This window comes from Marichromatium sp. PS1, from assembly GCF_041155115.1.
Classification (GTDB): domain Bacteria; phylum Pseudomonadota; class Gammaproteobacteria; order Chromatiales; family Chromatiaceae; genus Marichromatium; species Marichromatium gracile.
Genome location: NZ_BAAFHB010000007.1, coordinates 47,889 through 65,455 on the forward strand (window position 1 = coordinate 47,889; position 17,567 = coordinate 65,455).

A 17,567-nucleotide genomic window follows, 5' to 3' on the forward strand; every position below is an offset into this window, starting at 1 on the left:
TGCGTGCCCGCTCGCTAACCGGAGGCATCTTGTATGCAACTGCGTTTCTTCACCATCCCGATCCACGGGGGTGAGGCGACCGTCGAGGCGCTGAACCGCTTTCTGGCCGCCCAGCGGATCCTGTCCGTCGAGCGTCATCTGATCGAGGACGGCGGCGCGAGCGCCTGGGCCCTCTGCATTGCCTACGAACCGGCCGGCGAGGGCGCTCGACCACCGACCACCCGGCGCGGCAAGGTTGATGATTGCGGGGTCTTGCGCGAGCCCCGGCGTCGACCTCGGTTGACGCGATGCCGCAACCCAATGACCCCCGGTGTGCTGGTAGCCGGCGCAGTCGCCCGGCGAAGGCTCGCCGGTGGGTCGACCCGATCTCGATCGTCAACGCTGAAAGGGGCCGTCGAGCCGCAGCGGGCGCCATGACGGCAATGGGGTTCAAGGTATTGTCCGCGAGGCGGTCGTCATCCGTCGGGTGGCGGGGCGCGCGCGACAGCTCATTTTTGCTTCGTCGTGCCGGTGTGGCTCCGGCTGGCGAAATCAGGTGACAGGGCTCAGATGGCCAGCGTTCTCTCAATCGATCCGTCCTGGCATCCGCTGATCAACGGCTGCCCGCCCGCGTGGGCGAGCGAGTGGGGCGAGGACCGTTACGGTGTCTTCGTCGCCTTCACCCTGGATGCGGTCACGCAGCGGCTGCGGTGGATTCCGCCGGGGCGGTTCCGGATGGGCTCGCTGGAGGAAGAGACCCAGGGGTTGGCCGAGAGCGATGTAGAGCGCGTTTTGTTCGAGCAGGAGCATCCACGGCATGCGGTCATCATCTCGCGCGGCTTCTGGCTGTTCGACACGCCCTGCACCCAGGCGTTGTGGGAGGCGGTGATGGACGAGAACCCCAGCCGCTTCAAGAGCCCGAATCGCCCCGTCGAGCAGGTGAGCTGGGACGATGTACAGACCTTCATCGACCGGATCAATGCGCGGGTTCCCGACCTCGGGCTGAGTCTCCCGACCGAGGCCCAGTGGGAGCATGCCTGCCGGGCGGGCACCGAGACCGCGCTCTACACCGGCCCCATCGAGATCCTTGGCGAGAACAATGCTCCGGCGCTGGACCCGATCGCCTGGTACGGCGGCAACAGCGGCGTCGACTTCGAGTTGGAAGAGGGGGTCGACTCTTCTTCCTGGCTTGATATGCAGCATCCGAACCCCCGCTCGGGAACCCATCCAGTGGGCAGGAAGCAGCCGAACCCTTGGGGCCTGACCGACATGCTCGGCAATGTCTGGGAGTTGTGTGCCGATGGTCTACGTCATTATGAGCCGACTATGGCGGTCGACCCTGAAGGTCCGACCGAGGTCGGTGCGCTGCGAGCCGCCCACGGGGGCTCCTGGGCAGACATGGCGCGGTTCTGCCGTTCTGCCTGCCGCAGCGGGCGCGAGCCCGCCTTCCGTTACTTCGACCTTGGCTTCCGCTGCGCCCGAGTTCAGAGTTCATGACCCGAACAGGTTGGAGTCGGGATGAGCAGAGCGCGTGAGCCCATCGGTCCTCAATGCGCCGCGCGCTCGGCCTCCATCGCCGCCTCGGCCAGCACCGTCTCCGATACGCCGCGCTTCTTCAGGGCCGCGATCAATCGCGCGGTCTGGTCCGTGGCGTAGCGTGCCTCGTCGCGCCGCAGTCCCTCGCTGACGTAGAGCTTGAGCAGCGCCTGATAGCCGGAGAATCCGCGCAGTGGCGCGATCTCCTTGAGCGATTCGACCATGTCGACGGGGATGCGCAAGGTAATGCTGGTCATCGGGCGGTCCTTGCGCAGACGGCTCTTGATGCGGTCAGGAATGCTCATGGGTGCGTCTCTCCTCTTGGGTGGCCCAACGGGCGATCGCTCGATGTGTACCACGAACAGGTGCCGTTGAGTGGCGTCGTGGTTGATGACCATCCCGAGCACCCTCCTGCGCCGACCCGGATGACGCCCCTCCCACCCCCTCGGTATGATCCCACCAAGTCCTTTCTCCCAAGAGTGTTGCAATGTCCCTGAAGAATGGTGTCCTGCTCGATCTTGCGACGATCGATCGGGACGATCTCGATCTCTCCGCGTTGGCGGGGGTGTGCGAGGGGTGGCGGCGTCATGCCTATACCGAGCCCGCCGAGGTGGCGGCGCGGATCGCCGATGCCGAGGTGGTGGTGACCAACAAGGTGGTGCTCGACCGGCAGGCGTTGAGCGGGGCGCGGTCGCTGCGGTTGGTGTGCGTGGCCGCCACCGGCACCAACAATGTCGATCTGGAGGCGGCGCGCGAGCTGGGCATCGCGGTGGCCAATGTCGCCGGTTACGCGACGCCCTCGGTGGTGCAACACGTCTTCTCGCTGATCCTCGCGCTGACCACCCGGCTGCCCGAGTATCAGCGCGCGATCGACGCCGGGGCCTGGCAGCGTCACGACAGCTTCTGCGTGATGGACTACCCGATCCGCGAACTCGCCGGGCGCACCCTGGGGATCGTCGGGCTGGGTGATCTCGGCGGCGGGGTGGCGCGGGTGGCCGAGGCCTTCGGCATGAAGGTGCTGGTTGCGCAGCGCCCGGGCGGGGCGCTGCGTGTCGGGCGGCTGATGCTGGAGGCCTTGCTGCCACGGGTCGACGTGCTCAGTCTGCACTGTCCGCTCACCGATGCGACGCGCGGGCTGATCGGCGCGCGCGAGCTGGGATTGATGCGTCGCGACGCGCTGCTGATCAACACCGCCCGGGGCGGGATCGTCGACGAGCAGGCGCTGGCCGATGCGCTGCGCGCCGGCACCATCGGCGGCGCCGGGGTCGACGTGCTGAGCGCCGAGCCGCCGCGCGCGGGCAATCCGCTGCTCGACCCCACGATCCCCAACCTGATCGTCACCCCGCACATCGCCTGGGCCAGCCGCGAGGCGCGCCAGCGCATGGTCGACGAGATCGCCGCCAATATCTCCGCCTTCCTCGCCGGCACGTCGCGCAACCGCGTCGCCTGAGTCCTCCCGCGTGCGCCGTCTCGCCCTTGCCCCCGGGGCGGGGGCGGCGCGCTCCTCCCGTCGCCCGTCGCGCGTTCAGATGCTGAACGCGCTCCCCGTCTCGCTCAGCGCGCGCTCGATCACCCGTCGGGTGAGGTGCGGGGCAAAGCACTCGATGAAGGCATGGACGTAACCGCGCAGCCAGGCCTTGTGACGGAGACCGATGCGGGTGAGGCTGGTGTCGAACAGATGGCTGGCGTCGGCCACGCCGAGACCGTGATCGGTCTCGGGGTCGTGCGCCATGCGCGCGATCAGCCCGATGCCGAGCCCGGTGCGCACATAGGTCTTGATGACGTCGGCGTCGAGCGCGGTGAAGACGATGCGCGGCTCCAGCGCGCGGGCGCGGAAGGCGCGGTTGATCAGCCCGCGTCCGGTGAAGGCGCTGTCGTAGGTCACCAGCGGCCAGCGCGCGATCGCCTCCAGCGACAGCGGCGAGGTGTCGAGGATGGGGTGGCCGAGCGGGGCGATGACGCAGCGGTTCCACTCGTAGCAGGGCAGGCTCACCAGCTCGGGGGTCTCGGCGACGGCCTCGGTGGCGATCACCAGGTCGGCCTCGCCGGCGACCACCAGCTCGCAACCCCGGGTGGGGCTGACCTGGCGCAGCGACAGGCGGACATCGGGATAGCGCGCCATGAAGGCGTGGATGACCGGCGGCAGCACGTAGCGTGCCTGGGTGTGGGTGGTGGCGATGGTGAGGCTGCCGGCGCTCTCGCTGCTGTACTCGGCGCCGACCTGACGCAGGTTGTCGAGTTCGCCGAGCAGGCGCGCGGCGATCGCCAGCACGTGCCGGCCCGGCTCGGTGACCGCCACCAGCCGCTTGCCCTGGCGGCGAAAGATCTCGATGCCCAACTCCTGTTCGAGCTGGCGGATCTGCTTGGAGACGCCGGGCTGGGAGGTGAAGAGCGCCTCGGCGGCGGCCGAGATGCTCAACCCCTGGCGGGCGACCTCGTGCACGTAACGCAGTTGTTGCAGGTTCATCGGGGCTCTAAATAACTCAAAGGAATATCAAGATAACGATAAATTCCTTTTTTGTCTTATGGGCGCTCGCTAGCATCGCCGCCATCGATATCCCCAGCGAGTACCCCGATGACCGAACAGACCTCCGCTGCCCCACTCGACCCGCGACGACGGGTCGAGCACTTCCGTGACCTCACCCGTGACTATCTCGATGGCCGTCTCAGCGAGGAGGCCTTCCGCCCGCTGCGGCTGATGCACGGGCTCTATCGTCTGCGCGAGACCACCATGCTGCGCGTGGCGGTGCGCGACGGTCGGCTCGACGCCGCGCAGTTGCGCGCCCTGGCGCGCATCGCCCACCGCCGCGGGCTGGGCGGCGTCCGTCTCACCACCCGGCAGAACCTCCAGTTCAGCGGCCCGGCGATCGCCGAGGTGCCGGAGATCCTCGCCGAGCTGGCCGAGGTCGGGCTGTCGAGCTTCATGACCTCGGGCGGCTGCGTGCGCGGCATCACCCTCGACCCGCTGGCCGGGGTCGCCTGCGACGAGCTGGAGGACCCGCGCCCGTGGCGCGCGCTGCTCGATCGCTGGCGCGAGACCCTGCCGCTCGCCTCGCGTCTGCCCGGCAAGTTCAAGATCGCGATCAATGGCGCGCGTGAGGACCGGGTGGCGCTGGCCGCGCACGACCTCGGGCTCGATCTGGTGCGCGACGCGCGCGGCGAGCTGGGCTTCCGCGTGCTGGTCGGCGGCGGGCTGGGGCGCGATGCGCGACTCGCCGAAGAACTCACCGGGTTCCTCCACTGGCCGCACCTGCTCACCTATAGCGAGGCGGTGCTGCGGGTCCATGCCCGCGACGGTGGCGGCGCGCGGCTGCGCACCCTGGTGCGACGCATCGGCATGGCGGCCTTCGCCGACCGGGTGGCGCGCGAGTGGGCGGGGTTGCGCGACGGCCCGGGGACCCTCGACCGGGAGCAGGTCGCCGCGGCGGCGCACCGCTTCGCCGTTGCGCCCGTCCCCGCCGAGGCGCCGGCGCAGCCCGTCGCGACCACCGGCCCGGCCGACTATCGCGACTGGGTGGCGACCAATGTGCGCGCCCAGCGCGATCCCGAGCGCGCCATCGTCACCCTCTCGACCAAGGGGCGCGACGTGCTGCCCGGCTGGTTGTCGGCGGCGCAGCTCGAATGGCTCGCCGGGGTGGTCGAGACGGCGAGCGACGATGAGGCGCGGCTGACCGGCGCGCAGCAGGTGGTGCTGCCCCGGGTGCGGCGCGCGCGGCTGTTCGAGCTCTGGGCCGAGGCGCGCGCCCAGGGGTTGGCCGAGGCCAATGTCGGGCTGTTGACCGATCTCGTCGCCTGCCCGGGGATTCGCGAGTGCGATCTGGCGCACGGCGATCCGCAGTCGATCGCCGCGGCGATTCGCGACCGCTTCCAGGATCGCGCGGCGCTGCGCGACATCGGCCCGCTGACGCTGCGGATCTCGGGCTGCCCCAATGCCTGCGTCCACCACAACCTCGCCGACATCGGCATCCGCGGGCTGCGCAAGCAGGGCGGGGCGCGCTATCAGGTGTTGATCGGCGGGCATGGCGGACGCGGGGCGCGGCTCGGCGAGCCGCTGGGCGCCTCGTTCGCGGCCGCCGAGGTGCCCGAGGTGATCGACACCCTGCTCGGCGTCCATCACCACTGGCGCCTGCCCGGCGAGCCCTTCGCCGGCACCGTGCGCCGGGTCGGCACCGCGCCCTTCCGCGCGGCGCTGGAGCTGCGTGCCGCCGCGGCGTCGCGGGAGGTGGCCCATGGCTGATCGTCGCGCCCCGACGCCGCAACAGTTGGCCGCCCGCGAGCGCGAGCTGGTCGAGCGCCTGCGCGCCTCGTGCCGCGCGTACTCGCCGATCGTCTTCGCCACCAGCCTGAGCGTCGAGGACATGGTGCTGACCGAGGTCATCTGCCGCGAGCGTCTGCCCATCGGCCTGTTCACCCTCGACACCGGGCGACTGCCGGCCGAGACCTTGGCGCTGATCGAGCGGGTCGAGCGTCACTACGACATCCGCATTACGCGCTATGCGCCGCGCCCCGAGGCGGTCGAAGACTATGCCCGCGAGTACGGTATCGACGGCTTCTACGACTCGATCGCCGCGCGCCGGGCGTGCTGCCGGGTGCGCAAGCTCGAACCCCTGGGACGGGCGCTGGCCGGACAGGCGGCCTGGATCACCGGGCTGCGCGCGGCGCAGTCGGTCACCCGCGTCGGTCTGGCGCCGCGCGCCTGGGACGCCGAGCACGGGCTGGAGAAGCTCAGTCCGCTGATCGACTGGAGCGAGGGCGAGGTGTGGGCCTTCATCCGCGCCCATCAGGTGCCCTACAACCCGCTCCACGACCAGGGCTATCCGAGCATCGGCTGCGCCCCCTGCACCCGCGCCATCACCGTCGGCGAGGACATCCGCGCCGGACGCTGGTGGTGGGAGCAGCCCGAGACCCGCGAGTGCGGGCTGCACCGCCGCGCCGCGCACGACGCGCCGTCGCCTTGATCGCCGCCATCCCGAGCACGTCCCGGCCGTCGGCCGGGGCGGGCCCCATCGTATCGACACACAGGCCAGAGATGACCACCCTGACACCTTCACGTACCCGCACGCTCAGCCATCTCGACTGGTTGGAGGCCGACGCCATCCACATCCTGCGCGAGGTGGTCGGACAGTGCGCCAACCCGGTGCTGCTGTTCTCCGGCGGCAAGGATTCGATCTGCCTGCTGCGCCTGGCCGAGAAGGCCTTCCGCCCAGGGCCGCTGCCGTTCCCGCTGCTGCACATCGACACCGGACACAACTATCCCGAGGTGCTCGCCTTCCGCGACGAGCGCGCCGCCGAGCTGGGCGCGCGGCTGATCGTGCGCTCGGTGGAGGACTCGATCGCGCGCGGCTCGGTGGTGCTCCGCGACCCCGGCGAGTCGCGCAACCGTCACCAGTCGGTGACGCTGCTCGAGGCGATCGAGGCGTTCGGCTTCGATGCCTGCATCGGCGGGGCGCGTCGCGACGAGGAGAAGGCGCGCGCCAAGGAGCGGATCATGAGCCTGCGCGATGCCTTCGGTCAGTGGGACCCGAAGCAGCAGCGCCCCGAGCTGTGGAGCCTCTACAACGCGCGCACCCACCCCGGCGAGAACATCCGCGCCTTCCCGATCAGCGACTGGACCGAGCTCGACGTCTGGCAGTACATCCGCCGCGAGCGGCTGGCGCTGCCGTCGATCTATTTCGCCCACTATCGCCCGGTGGTGCGCGTGGGGTCGCGGTTGCGTCCGGTCACCCCGCTGACCCCGGCGCGCGAGGACGAGCGCATCGAGACGCTGCGGGTGCGCTTTCGCACCGTCGGCGACATCACCTGCACCGCGCCGGTGGTCTCCGAGGCCGACACCCTGGAGGCGATCATCGCCGAGACCGCCGCCGCCACCCAGAGCGAGCGCGGCGCCACCCGGTTCGACGACCACACCAGCGAGTCCTCGATGGAGGAACGCAAGAAGGCCGGTTATTTCTGAGAGGACACCCCATGTCATCGCCACACGCATTCCCCGAGATCGACGACCACGGCCTGCTGCGCTTTCTCACCTGCGGCAGCGTCGACGACGGCAAGAGCACGCTCATCGGTCGGCTGCTGCACGACACCCGCGCGATCCTCGCCGACACCCTGGAGACGCTCGCCGCCACCTCGCGCCGACGCGGACTCGACGGGGTTGATCTGTCGCTGCTCACCGATGGGCTCGCCGCCGAGCGCGAGCAGGGCATCACCATCGATGTCGCCTACCGCTATTTCACCACCGGCACGCGCAAGTACATCATCGCCGACGCCCCCGGCCACGAGCAGTACACGCGCAACATGGTCACCGCGGCCTCCAACGCCGATCTGGCCATCATCCTCATCGACGCGCGCCGCGGCGTGCAGACCCAGACCCGGCGCCACGCCTATCTCGCCCACCTGCTCGGCATCCCCAATCTGGTGGTCGCGGTCAACAAGATGGATCTGGTCGATCACGACGCCGAGGTGTTCGCGCGCATCCGGCGTGACTTCCTCGACTTCGCCGCCTGGCTCGGCATCGAGGGGGCCTGCTTCGTGCCGATCTCGGCGCTCCACGGCGACAACGTCGTCGAGCGTGGCGCGCACCTCGACTGGTATCGGGGACCGACCCTGGTCGAGCTGCTTGAGCGCGCGCCCAGCGCCCAGGGCACGCGTCCGGACGTCTTCCGCTTCCCGGTGCAGTACGTCTGTCGCCCGCGCGACTCTGCCGATCCGGCGCTGCACGACTATCGCGGCTACATGGGGCGGGTGGAGTCCGGCGCCATCGCCGTCGGCGATGCGGTGATGGCGCTGCCCTCGGGGCGGACCAGCCGGGTGCGCGACATCCAGATCGGCGGGGTCGGTCAGCCCGAGGCCGGGCCCGAGCAGTCGGTCACCCTGTTGCTGGAGGATGCACTCGACATCTCGCGCGGCGACCTGCTGGTGCGCCCCGATCAGGCGCCGGCGCCCCGGCGCGAGCTCGAGGCCCATCTCTGCTGGCTCGCCGAGCGTCCGCTGTCGGCCTCGCGTCACTACCTGCTGCGCCACACCACCCGCGAGGTTCGCGCCCGGGTCGCGGCCATCGAGCACCGCATCGACCTCAACGCGCTGACGCACCAACCGGCCACCGAGCTGGGGATGAACGACATCGCCCGGCTGCGCCTTCGGCTCGCCCAGCCCATCCACCCCGACCCCTACGCCAGCAACCGCGCCACCGGCGCCTTCGTGCTCATCGACGAGAGCACCAACGACACCGTGGGGGCGGGGATGATCCTCTGAGCGCCGCGCCGGGGTTGCCGACGGCGACCCCGGCGCGGTGGCGGATTGGTGTCCCCGCGCCGCGCGGGCTCAGCGCTCGATGCTCGGCCAGTGGTGCGGGTCGTGCCGGGTGCGCCAGGTCGAGCGGCGTCGTGTCGCGCGCGTGCCCGGGGGGGCCTCATGGTGCGTCGCCTCGGGCTCGACGCGGAAGACGCTGGCATAGATCACCGGCACGACGACCAGGGTGAGCACCGTGGCGATGGTCAGCCCGCCCATGATGGTGACCGCCATCGGCGAGAAGAAGGCGTCCCACAGCAGCGGTGCCATGCCGAGCACGGTGGTGAAGGCGGCCATGGTGACCGGGCGCACGCGGCTGACCGCCGCGTCGAGGACGGCGCGATAGGGCGGCTTGCCGGCGGCGCGTTCGAGATCGATCTGGTTGAGCAGCACGATCTCGTTCTTCATCAGCATGCCGAACAGGCTGAGGAAGCCGAGCATCGCCATGAAGCCGAACGCCTTGCCGGCGAGCAGCATCGCCGGGGCCACCCCGACGATCACCAGCGGCAGGCCGAGGAAGATCACGGTCGCGTGGCGGAGCGAGTTGAACAGCATCACCGAGATCACGAACATCGCGAGGAAGGCGATGGGGAAGTTGGACATCAGCTTGGCGTTGGCCTCGGTCGCCGCCTCGTGCTCGCCGCCCCATTCGAGTCGGTAGCCGTCGGGGATGTCGAGCTGCTCGATCTGGGGGCGCAACCGCTGGAACAGCGCCTCGGTGGTGCCCGAGACCGGCTTGCTCAACACCGAGAGGGTGCGCTCGCGGTCGCGGCGGCGGATCACCGGGTCCTCCCAGTCGGTGGTGGCGGTGGTGGTGACCTGTTCGAGCGGCACCCAGTGGTCGTTGGTCTCGCTCCACACCCGGACGTTGCCGAGGGTGTCGATCCGGGTGCGCTCCTCGGCCGGAGCGCGCACCAGGATCGGCAGCAGGTCGTCGCCGTGACGATAGGTGCCGACGCGCACGCCGGAGAAGTTCATCGCCACCGCCTCGGCGATCTCCGGGCGGGTGACGCCGATGCGCTGGGCCTGGGAGCGGGCCATGGTCATCACCTGCACCGGCACCGGCTCGCCCCAGTCGGTGCGCACGGTGCGGGCGTTGTCGTCGCGGCGCATGATGGTCTCGACCTGTTGCGCGAGGTGGCGCAGCACCGCGATCTCGGGGCCGATCAGACGCGCCTCGACGGCGCCGCCGCCGGGACCGAGCTTGAAGGCGTCGGCGGTGACGGTGATCTCGGGGTGGTGGTGCTCGATGTGCGTCATCACCGTGCGCGCGAGCGTGGGGATGGCGTGGAAGTCCTCGACATCGACGAGCAGCATGGCGTAGGCGCTGTTGGTCATCTCCGGCTCGTAGGTCAGCAGGAAGCGCAGCGAGCCGGCGCCGATGAACCCGGTGGTGGCGGTGACGCCCTCGAGCCCGGCGACGTGCCGCTCGATGGTGGCGAGGGTGGCGGCGGTGCGGTCGATGTGGGTGCCCTCGGGCAGCCACAGCTGCACCATGAACTGATCGCGGTTCATGTCGGGCATGAAGTCCTGCTGGACCTTGGAGAAGCCGGCCATGGCCGCGACCAGGACCGCGAGGGTGACGCCGAGCGCGATCGGCCGATGCCCCAGACACCAGGCGACCAGACGTCGATAGCGGCGATAGAAGGCGGTGTCGGTGACGCTGCCCGTCCGACCGTCCTGCCCGACCCGCAGGAAGCGCGCGCAGAGATAGGGCGTGACGGTGATCGCCAGCAGCCAGCTCAGTCCCAGCGACAGACAGATCACCTGGAAGAGGCTCTCCAGCCACTCGCCGGTCATGTCGTCGGACAGCGAGATGGCGGCGAAGGCGAGGATCGCGATCCCGGTCGCGCCGAGCAGCGGCCACTGGTGCTCGCTGACCGTGGTCTCGGCGGCGCGGGTGCGCTCCATGCCCGCGCGCATCTTCTCGAGGATGTCCTCGGTGACGACGATGGCGTTGTCGACCAGCATGCCCAGCGCGATGATCAGCGCGCCGAGCGAGATGCGCTGCAGGGTGATGTCGAGCGCGCGCATGCACAGCAGCGTCGCCATGATCGTCAGCAGCAGCACCGCGCCGACGATCAACCCCTCGCGCGGCCCCATGAAGACCACCAGCAGCAGGATGACGATGACCACCGCCGAGATCAGCCCGTGGACGAAGCCCTGCACCTTGTCGCGCACGGTGTCGCCCTGGTGGGCGATGGCGTGGATCTCGATGCCCGCGGGGATGCGCGCGCGCAGCTCGGCGATGCGCTGGTCGATCGCCTCGCCCATGGCGATGACGTTGCCGCCGGAGACGGTGGAGATGCCGAGCCCGATGCCGTCCTCGCCGTTGCGCCGCAGCAGCTGGCTGGCTGGGGTGATGTCGCCGCGGCTGATGGTGGCGATGTCGCCGATGCGCAACAGCCGCCCGTTGCCGCCCTCGACGAGTTGCTCGCCGAGTTCGTCGATGTCGCGATAGTCGCCGTCGACCCGCAGCCGCACCTGTCTGCTCCCGACCCTGACCTCGCCGGCGCTGGTCACGCGGTTTTGCTGGGCGATGGCGTCGAGGATCGTGCGCGGGTGCAGCCCGAGCTGGGTCAGTCGGGCGCGGTCGATCTCGATATAGACCGCCTCGTCCGGCATCCCCCAGAAGTCGATGCGACCGACGTCGGTACAGGTCAGCAGTGACTTGCGCAGGTCCTCGGCCACCTCCTTGAGCTCGGACTTTGAATAGCCCTCGCCGGTGAGCGCGAGGAAGACGCCGTAGACGTCACCGAAGTCGTCGTTGACCACCGGCGTGCCGCTGTCCGGCGGCAGCGTGCCGGCGGCGTCGCGCACCTTGCGCCGCAGCTCGTCCCAGACCTGGGGCAGGCTGTGCTTGTCGTGGGTCTCCTGGATCTCGGCGAAGATGATCGACAGCCCGGCGCGCGAGATCGAGCGCACCTCATCGAGCTGCTTGAGCTGCTGGATCGCCGTCTCCAGCGGATCGGTGACCTCCTGCTCGACCTCCTCGGCGGTGGCGCCGGGGTAGTGGGTGACGATCAGCGCCTCCTTGATCGAGAACTCCGGGTCCTCCAGCCGGCCGATGCTGGCGTAGGAGAGCAACCCGCCGATCAACAGCAGGATGCAGAGCAGTTGGGTGACCGCCCCGTTCCTGATCGCGATACCGGCGGGGTTCATCCTTCCAGCCCTCGCTTGCCGGCCAGTCGGGGGCGCACGGGCAGGTCCTCGCGCAGCGCGCGCAACCCGGCCACGGCGACCCGCTGACCGGGGCGCAGCCCGGAGAGGATCAGCATCTGACCGTCACGCAGCGGCCCGGGCTCGACGCGGACGCGGCGCGGCGTGCCGCCGGCCTCGGGGACGACCCAGACATGGCAGGCCCCGTCGGCGTCGCGCCACACCGCCTCGCTCGGGACCCGGGTGATCACCTCGGTGGGCGCCCCGGTGGCGACCGGCGGCTGATCGATGTCGGTGCGCACGGTCGCGTTCATCCCCGGCAGAATGTTGATCCCCGGGGGCGGGGCCAGGGCGATGGTCAGGTCGTAGGTGCGGGTGGCCTGGTCCGGCTGCAGCCGGTACTCGTGGGTGCGCGCGGCGAACCAGCGCTGTCCCTCGACATCGAAGCGCACCCGGGGGTTGCGCAGCGCCTCCAGTCCGCCCTGGGCGATCAGCCGCTCGGGGACCTGGATCACCACCTCGATGCGCGAGCCGTCCTGCAGCGAGAGCACCGTCTGGCCGGCGGTCACGCGCTCGTGATTCTCCAGGTGGCGCGCCGCCACCACGCCGTCGAAGGGCGCGCGCAGCACGGTGTCGGTGACCGCCTTCTCGCGCGCCTGCAGCTCGGCGCGGGCGATGTCCAGGGCCGCGCGCGCCTTGTCGTACTCGGACTCGGAGACCATCCGCTGGCCGCGCAGCTCGCGGGCGCGATCGAGGGTTCGGCGGGCGTCGTCGAAGCGCGCCTGGGCGGCGCTCAGCGCATTGCGTGCGTCACGGTCGTCGAGCCGGGCCAGCACCGTGCCGGCGGCGACTGCCTGGCCTTCGCGCGCGTCCAGCTCGACGAGCAGGCCGTCGAGGTCGAAGGCGAGCTCCACGCGCCGGTTGGCGCGCACGCTGCCGGGGAAGTCTCGTGTCACCCAGGGCGTGTCGCGGGTGACGACGGCGGTCGGCACCGGACGCGTCACCTCGGTTGCGGTCGGTTGCGATGCCGTCGCCTCGCTCGACCAGTCCCCGTACAGCGGCAGGGCGAGCGCGGTCAGCGCCGCGAGCCCGGTCAGTCCCGCCGCGGTCCGTTTACGCATGATCGTCATGGTGGGGTCCTCCGGCGCAAAATGTTTAGGAGCTAAACCTTTTGCGCGAAAAAAAAGATCACTGCTCGCGCAGCCGTTCGTTCATCACGCCTTCCATGATGTCGAGTACCACCGTCACATCGTCGAGCTGCTCGCGGGGGAGGGCGGCGAGCCGTTCGATCAGCTCGGTCTTGGCCCTGCCGTGGTAGTGCTCGTGGGCGCGGAAGGCGCGCCAGCCGAGGTCCGTCAGACTCAGCTCGAATTCCTTGTTGCTGTGCGCGGCCGCCCGCTTGGCGACCAGCCCGCGCTCGACCAGCCGGCTGATCCGCTGCGAGGCCGCGCCCTTGGTGATGCCGAAATGGGTGCCGACCTCGGTGACGTTCATCGTCCCGCGCTCGCCGATCGCCTCGACGGTGTGGATCTCCTTGGTGCTGAGATCGAGCCCGTCCTCCACCTGGATCGGCTGCTTCTCGATACGGTCGAGCTTGTTGAGCAGTCGCAGCAGGTGGCGGATCAGTGCGTCGATCGAGTCGTGTGCCGGGGTGTCCATGGGATTAATTGTATAGCTCCTAAATCATTTTGCAACAACCCGAATCACCGGCCCGGGGCCGGGGCCTTCCCGCCACGCCACGGGCGACTGGTTTGCTGCCCCGGGACCGGGAGTCGACCCGAAGCGTGGCGCCGCGCTGGGGTGCCTGCAGACGGCAAGAGGAAGAGGGCGCCTGGGGTCAGTGGCTGGGCGGATGGCGCGATCAGGATGATGCACCGCGTCCATTGACAGATAGTTAGCATGCTAACTAATATTTAGGCATCTATTGATTTTGTGGAAGCTGTCGTGACCGAGCACAGACAGGAACGGGAGCGTGCGCTGACGACACGGTTGGTGCGGCTGTCGCGGCTTTATCGTCAGGAGGTCAACCGCGAGCTGGCCCGCTACGGGATCTCCGACGCCCAGGCGGTGCCGGTGCTGCACATCGCCCGCGACGGCGGCGGCATGCGCCAGCACGCGCTCGCCGAGGAGATCGGCATCCGCGGCTCGTCGCTGGTGCGACTGCTCGATCAGCTGTGCGCGAGCGGGCTGGTGGAGCGGCGCGACGACGGCAGCGACCGCCGCGCCAAGACGCTGCACCTCACCGCCGCCGGTGAGGCCCTGGCCGAGCGCGTCGAGGCCGCACTCGGATGCTTGCGCGAGTCGCTGCTCGGGCCGGTCGCCGATGACGACCTGGCCGCGGCGTTGCGGGTGTTCGAGGCACTGGAGCAAGGGCTGGCGGCGCGTGGCGAGGGCCAGCGCTGAGCCCCATGCCCAAGCTCTCGCGCAGTGCGCTGCTGTTCTCGGCCAATACCTTCGTCGCGGCGATGCTGGCGCTCTATCTGGCCATGAGCATCGGTCTGGAGCGTCCCTATTGGTCGATCATGACCGTCTATATCGTCAGCGGTCCGCTGGCCGCGGCGGTGCGCTCGAAGGCGCTCTATCGCTTTCTCGGCACCTTCGTCGGCGCCGCCGGCGCGGTGCTGCTGGTGCCGTTGCTGGTGCACGCGCCGCTGCTGCTGTCGTTGGCGATGTCGCTGTGGGTTGGCGGCTGTCTGGCGCTCTCGGTGCTCGACCGCTCGCCGCCGAGCTACATTCTGATGCTCGCCGGCTATACCTGCGCGATGATCGGCTTCCCGGCGGTGAATCAGCCGACGGCGATCTTCGACATCGCCGCGGCACGGGTCGAGGAGATCCTCATCGGCATCGCCTGCGCCGCCCTGGTCCATAGTCTGGTGTTCCCGCGTCCGGTGGGCACGGCGTTGCGTGGGCGCATCGGTCACTGGCTCGGCGAGGCCGATCGCTGGGCGCTGGCGCTGTTGCGCGGCGACCTCGATCAGCTCGAACGCGACCGTGGTCGGCTCGCCGGCGCCGTCAGCGAGATCCAGCTGATGGCCAGGCACCTGCCGTTCGACACCTCCTTCCTGCGCGAGACCACCGTCGTGGTGCGTCAGCTGCGCGACCGGGTGCTGGTACTGGTGCCGGTGCTGGCGAGCCTGTCGGACCGGCTCGCGGCGCTGCGCGCGATCGCGCCCGAACTCGACCCCGAGCTGCGCGGCCTGCTCGCGGCGCTGGCCGAGTGGGTCGAGTCCGGCGCACCCCGTGCCCGCGGCGAGGCGCTGATCGCCGAACTCGAGGCGGCGCGGACGTCGATGTCGGTGCGCGACTGGTACGGCTTCAACCGTTCGAGCCTGCTCACGCGCGCCATCGAGCTGGTGCGCGCGCAGGCCGACGCCCATGCCCTGCATGCCTATCTGCAGGACCCCGAGGGACCGCCGCCGCGGCTGCTCGGCGCCGGGCAGGCGAGCGAGCGCCGCCCGTTGCATCGTGACCTCGGGCTGGCGGCGCTCTCCGGCGCGGCGGCGTTCGGCGCGGTGCTGCTGTGCTGCGTGGTGTGGATCTGGAGCGGCTGGCAGGAAGGGGAGTCGGCGGCGATCACCGCCGCGATCACCTGCTGTCTGTTCGCCGCGATGGACGACCCGGTGCCGGCGATCCGCAAGTTCGGCGTCTATCTGCTGGTGGCGATGGTGCTCGGCGCGCTCTATCTGTTCGTGCTGATGCCGGCGATCGGCGGCTTCCCGATGCTGGTGCTGGTGCTCGCGCCGACCCTGCTCGCGGTGGGCGCGATGATCCCCGATCCGCGTCTGGCCTTCCCGGCGCTGTCACTCATCGTCAATCTCGTCAATACACTCGTGATCCAGGACCACTTCTCCGCCGATTTTGCGCGCTTCGTCAACATCAATCTCTCGCAGTTCTTCGGCGTCTTCGCCGCGGTGCTGGTCACCCGCACCCTGCGCTCGATGAGCGCCGAGGTCAGCGCCCGGCGACTGCTGCGCCACACCTGGGGCGATCTCGCCCGGGTCGCCGGGGGGCGTGACGACGACTCGGCGGTCGATCTCGCCTCGCGGCTGGTCGACCGGGTGGGGCTGCTCAGTCCCAAGCTCGCCGCCGCCCGCGCCGGCGATCTCGAGGGACTCGACATCCTCCGCGAGCTGCGCGTCGGCATCGATCTGGCGACCCTGCGCGCGTTGCGCCGGCGCCTGCCGCAGCCGATGGTCGTCGAGCTCGACGGCCTGCTCGACGGGGTCGGGGCCTGCTATCAGGCTCGCGCCCTCGGCGCACCGGAGCCGCCCGGGCCGCCGTTGCGCGAGCGTCTCGACCGGTTGCTCGGGCGGTTGGCGCGGGGCGATCTGGCCGCGACCGGGGCGCGCGGGCTCTGCGCCCTGGTCGGGCTGCGGCGCAATCTCTTCCCCGAGGCCGCGCCGCCGGCGCCGGTGGTGGAGGGCGCGGCATGAGCGGTGAACTCAACCTGTTCGGCGTCTATCTGCACGCGGAGCTGGTGACCAGCGCCATCGCGCTGGCGCTGACCCTGGTCCTCAACCGGGTGCTGATCCACCTCGGTCTCTATCGTCATCTCTGGCACCAGGCCCTGTTCGAGGTCGCCGTGTTCGTGATCCTCTGGGCCCTGGTGGTGAAACTCTCCTCATCCTGGTTGCTATGACTCAAGCCTTTCTGTTCCCGTCCGCCACCTGGCAACGCATCCGCCGGGTCGGTCTGACCCTCGCCGCCGTCGCGCTCGCGCTTCTCGCCGGCCAACGGCTGTGGATCCACTATCAGGTCGAGCCCTGGACCCCCGACGGGCGGGTGCGCGCGGATATCGTGCGTATCACCCCGGACGTCTCCGGGTTGGTCACCGAGGTCTTCGTCACCAACGACCAGCGGGTGGAGGAGGGCGACCCGTTGTTCCAGATCGATCGTCGACGCTATGTGCTGGCGCTGCGCGAGACCGCCGCCGAGATGCTGGCGCGGCGGACCGATATGGAGCAGGCGCGGCGCGATGCCGAGCGCGCGCTGGCGCTCGGCGACGTCATCTCGACGGAGGACCGCGAGGACAGCCTGTCGCGCCAGATCCTCGCCGAGGCGGCGTTGACCCGTGCCGAGGTGGCGCGCGATCTGGCCTCGCTCGATCTCGCCCGCACCACGGTGCGCGCCCCGACCGATGGGGTGCTGTCGGACTTCGCGCTGCGCGTCGGCGACTATGTCACCGCAGGCACGCCGGTGCTGGCGTTGATCGATGCCCGCTCCTACCGGGTCGAGGGCTATTTCGAGGAGACCAAGCTGAGCCGGATCGAGGTCGGACAGCCCGCGCTGGTGCGGCTGATGGGCGAGCAGCGCACCCTGAGCGGTCATGTCCAGAGCATCGCCATGGGCATCGAGGATCGCGATCGCGGTGCCGGCGACAGCCTGCTGCCCGACGTCAATCCCACCTTCAGCTGGGTGCGTCTGGCCCAGCGCGTGCCGGTGCGCATCCGCCTCGACGCCCTGCCCGAGGACGGACTGGTGGTGGGACGCACCGCGACGGTGATCGTGTTGCCGTTCGACCAGGCGGCCGGGCGATGACCGACCCTTCCGCGGCGTGATCGGTCTCTACCGGAGTTGACGCGGCGCCGTCGGTGATCGCTGTCGTGCGC

Annotated in this window: 16 protein-coding genes; 11 read left to right on the forward strand and 5 right to left on the reverse strand. The window is 70.0% G+C overall.

Going from position 1 to position 17,567, the window contains the following annotated elements; genetic code table 11:
* Nucleotides 1–33 precede the first annotated feature (33 nt).
* Both ACAM26_RS16445 and ACAM26_RS16450 read left to right on the forward strand, forming a co-directional pair.
* Entirely contained in the window at nt 34–417 is a 384-nt protein-coding gene (locus ACAM26_RS16445) for a hypothetical protein (RefSeq protein ID WP_369614132.1), read from the forward strand.
* A gap of 132 nt (nt 418–549) precedes the next feature.
* Complete coding sequence (locus ACAM26_RS16450; protein WP_369614133.1) at nt 550–1,476, forward strand: formylglycine-generating enzyme family protein; 927 nt, start codon at nt 550–552, stop codon at nt 1,474–1,476.
* 50 nt (nt 1,477–1,526) lie between these two features.
* Here the strand turns inward: ACAM26_RS16450 and ACAM26_RS16455 are convergent, their stop codons facing one another.
* Nucleotides 1,527–1,820, reverse strand: coding sequence for a hypothetical protein (locus ACAM26_RS16455; RefSeq protein WP_369614134.1), 294 nt, complete (start codon nt 1,818–1,820; stop codon nt 1,527–1,529).
* Between the two features lie 182 nt (nt 1,821–2,002).
* On the opposite strand from ACAM26_RS16455, the gene ACAM26_RS16460 reads away from it, so the two are divergent.
* Complete coding sequence (locus ACAM26_RS16460) at nt 2,003–2,965, forward strand: 2-hydroxyacid dehydrogenase (RefSeq protein ID WP_369614135.1); 963 nt, start codon at nt 2,003–2,005, stop codon at nt 2,963–2,965.
* 75 nt (nt 2,966–3,040) lie between these two features.
* On the opposite strand, the gene ACAM26_RS16465 is transcribed toward ACAM26_RS16460, so the two are convergent.
* Entirely contained in the window at nt 3,041–3,982 is a 942-nt protein-coding gene (locus ACAM26_RS16465; RefSeq protein ID WP_369614136.1) for a CysB family HTH-type transcriptional regulator, read from the reverse strand.
* A gap of 108 nt (nt 3,983–4,090) precedes the next feature.
* Between ACAM26_RS16465 and ACAM26_RS16470 the strand changes: the two genes are divergently transcribed.
* The 4 genes from ACAM26_RS16470 (at nt 4,091) to ACAM26_RS16485 (ending at nt 8,763) form a co-directional block, all read left to right on the forward strand.
* Nucleotides 4,091–5,752, forward strand: a complete 1,662-nt coding sequence (locus ACAM26_RS16470; RefSeq protein ID WP_369614137.1) for a nitrite/sulfite reductase — start codon at nt 4,091–4,093, stop codon at nt 5,750–5,752.
* Entirely contained in the window at nt 5,745–6,473 is a 729-nt protein-coding gene (locus tag ACAM26_RS16475; RefSeq protein WP_369614138.1) for a phosphoadenylyl-sulfate reductase, read from the forward strand. The genes ACAM26_RS16470 and ACAM26_RS16475 overlap by 8 nt, the downstream gene beginning before the upstream one ends.
* A gap of 71 nt (nt 6,474–6,544) precedes the next feature.
* Nucleotides 6,545–7,468 (forward strand): sulfate adenylyltransferase subunit CysD, encoded by a 924-nt coding sequence (gene cysD / locus ACAM26_RS16480; RefSeq protein ID WP_369614139.1) that lies wholly within the window; start codon nt 6,545–6,547, stop codon nt 7,466–7,468.
* A gap of 11 nt (nt 7,469–7,479) precedes the next feature.
* On the forward strand, nt 7,480–8,763 hold the full coding sequence (locus ACAM26_RS16485; protein ID WP_369614140.1) for a sulfate adenylyltransferase subunit 1: 1,284 nt from the start codon (nt 7,480–7,482) through the stop codon (nt 8,761–8,763).
* A 69-nt stretch (nt 8,764–8,832) separates the two neighbouring features.
* On the opposite strand, the gene ACAM26_RS16490 is transcribed toward ACAM26_RS16485, so the two are convergent.
* Genes ACAM26_RS16490 through ACAM26_RS16500 form a run of 3 tightly spaced genes read right to left on the reverse strand, consistent with a single transcriptional unit; the run spans nt 8,833 to nt 13,617 of the window.
* Nucleotides 8,833–11,961, reverse strand: coding sequence for an efflux RND transporter permease subunit (locus tag ACAM26_RS16490; protein WP_369614141.1), 3,129 nt, complete (start codon nt 11,959–11,961; stop codon nt 8,833–8,835).
* On the reverse strand, nt 11,958–13,088 hold the full coding sequence (locus tag ACAM26_RS16495) for an efflux RND transporter periplasmic adaptor subunit (protein ID WP_234523724.1): 1,131 nt from the start codon (nt 13,086–13,088) through the stop codon (nt 11,958–11,960). Before ACAM26_RS16495 ends, ACAM26_RS16490 begins: the two co-directional genes overlap by 4 nt.
* Before the next feature lie 58 nt (nt 13,089–13,146).
* Nucleotides 13,147–13,617 carry a MarR family winged helix-turn-helix transcriptional regulator gene (locus ACAM26_RS16500; RefSeq protein WP_123141262.1) on the reverse strand — a complete coding sequence of 157 codons (471 nt, stop codon included), beginning with the start codon at nt 13,615–13,617 and terminating at the stop codon, nt 13,147–13,149.
* Between the two features lie 285 nt (nt 13,618–13,902).
* On the opposite strand from ACAM26_RS16500, the gene ACAM26_RS16505 reads away from it, so the two are divergent.
* The 4 genes from ACAM26_RS16505 to ACAM26_RS16520 are packed head-to-tail and all read left to right on the forward strand — an operon-like array spanning nt 13,903 to nt 17,496.
* Entirely contained in the window at nt 13,903–14,361 is a 459-nt protein-coding gene (locus ACAM26_RS16505; protein ID WP_123141261.1) for a MarR family winged helix-turn-helix transcriptional regulator, read from the forward strand.
* A 5-nt stretch (nt 14,362–14,366) separates the two neighbouring features.
* Nucleotides 14,367–16,391, forward strand: coding sequence for an FUSC family protein (locus ACAM26_RS16510; RefSeq protein ID WP_369614142.1), 2,025 nt, complete (start codon nt 14,367–14,369; stop codon nt 16,389–16,391).
* Entirely contained in the window at nt 16,388–16,597 is a 210-nt protein-coding gene (locus ACAM26_RS16515) for a DUF1656 domain-containing protein (RefSeq protein ID WP_005220775.1), read from the forward strand. The genes ACAM26_RS16510 and ACAM26_RS16515 overlap by 4 nt, the downstream gene beginning before the upstream one ends.
* Nucleotides 16,594–17,496, forward strand: a complete 903-nt coding sequence (locus tag ACAM26_RS16520; RefSeq protein WP_369614143.1) for an efflux RND transporter periplasmic adaptor subunit — start codon at nt 16,594–16,596, stop codon at nt 17,494–17,496. Before ACAM26_RS16515 ends, ACAM26_RS16520 begins: the two co-directional genes overlap by 4 nt.
* Nucleotides 17,497–17,567: the final 71 nt, after the last annotated feature.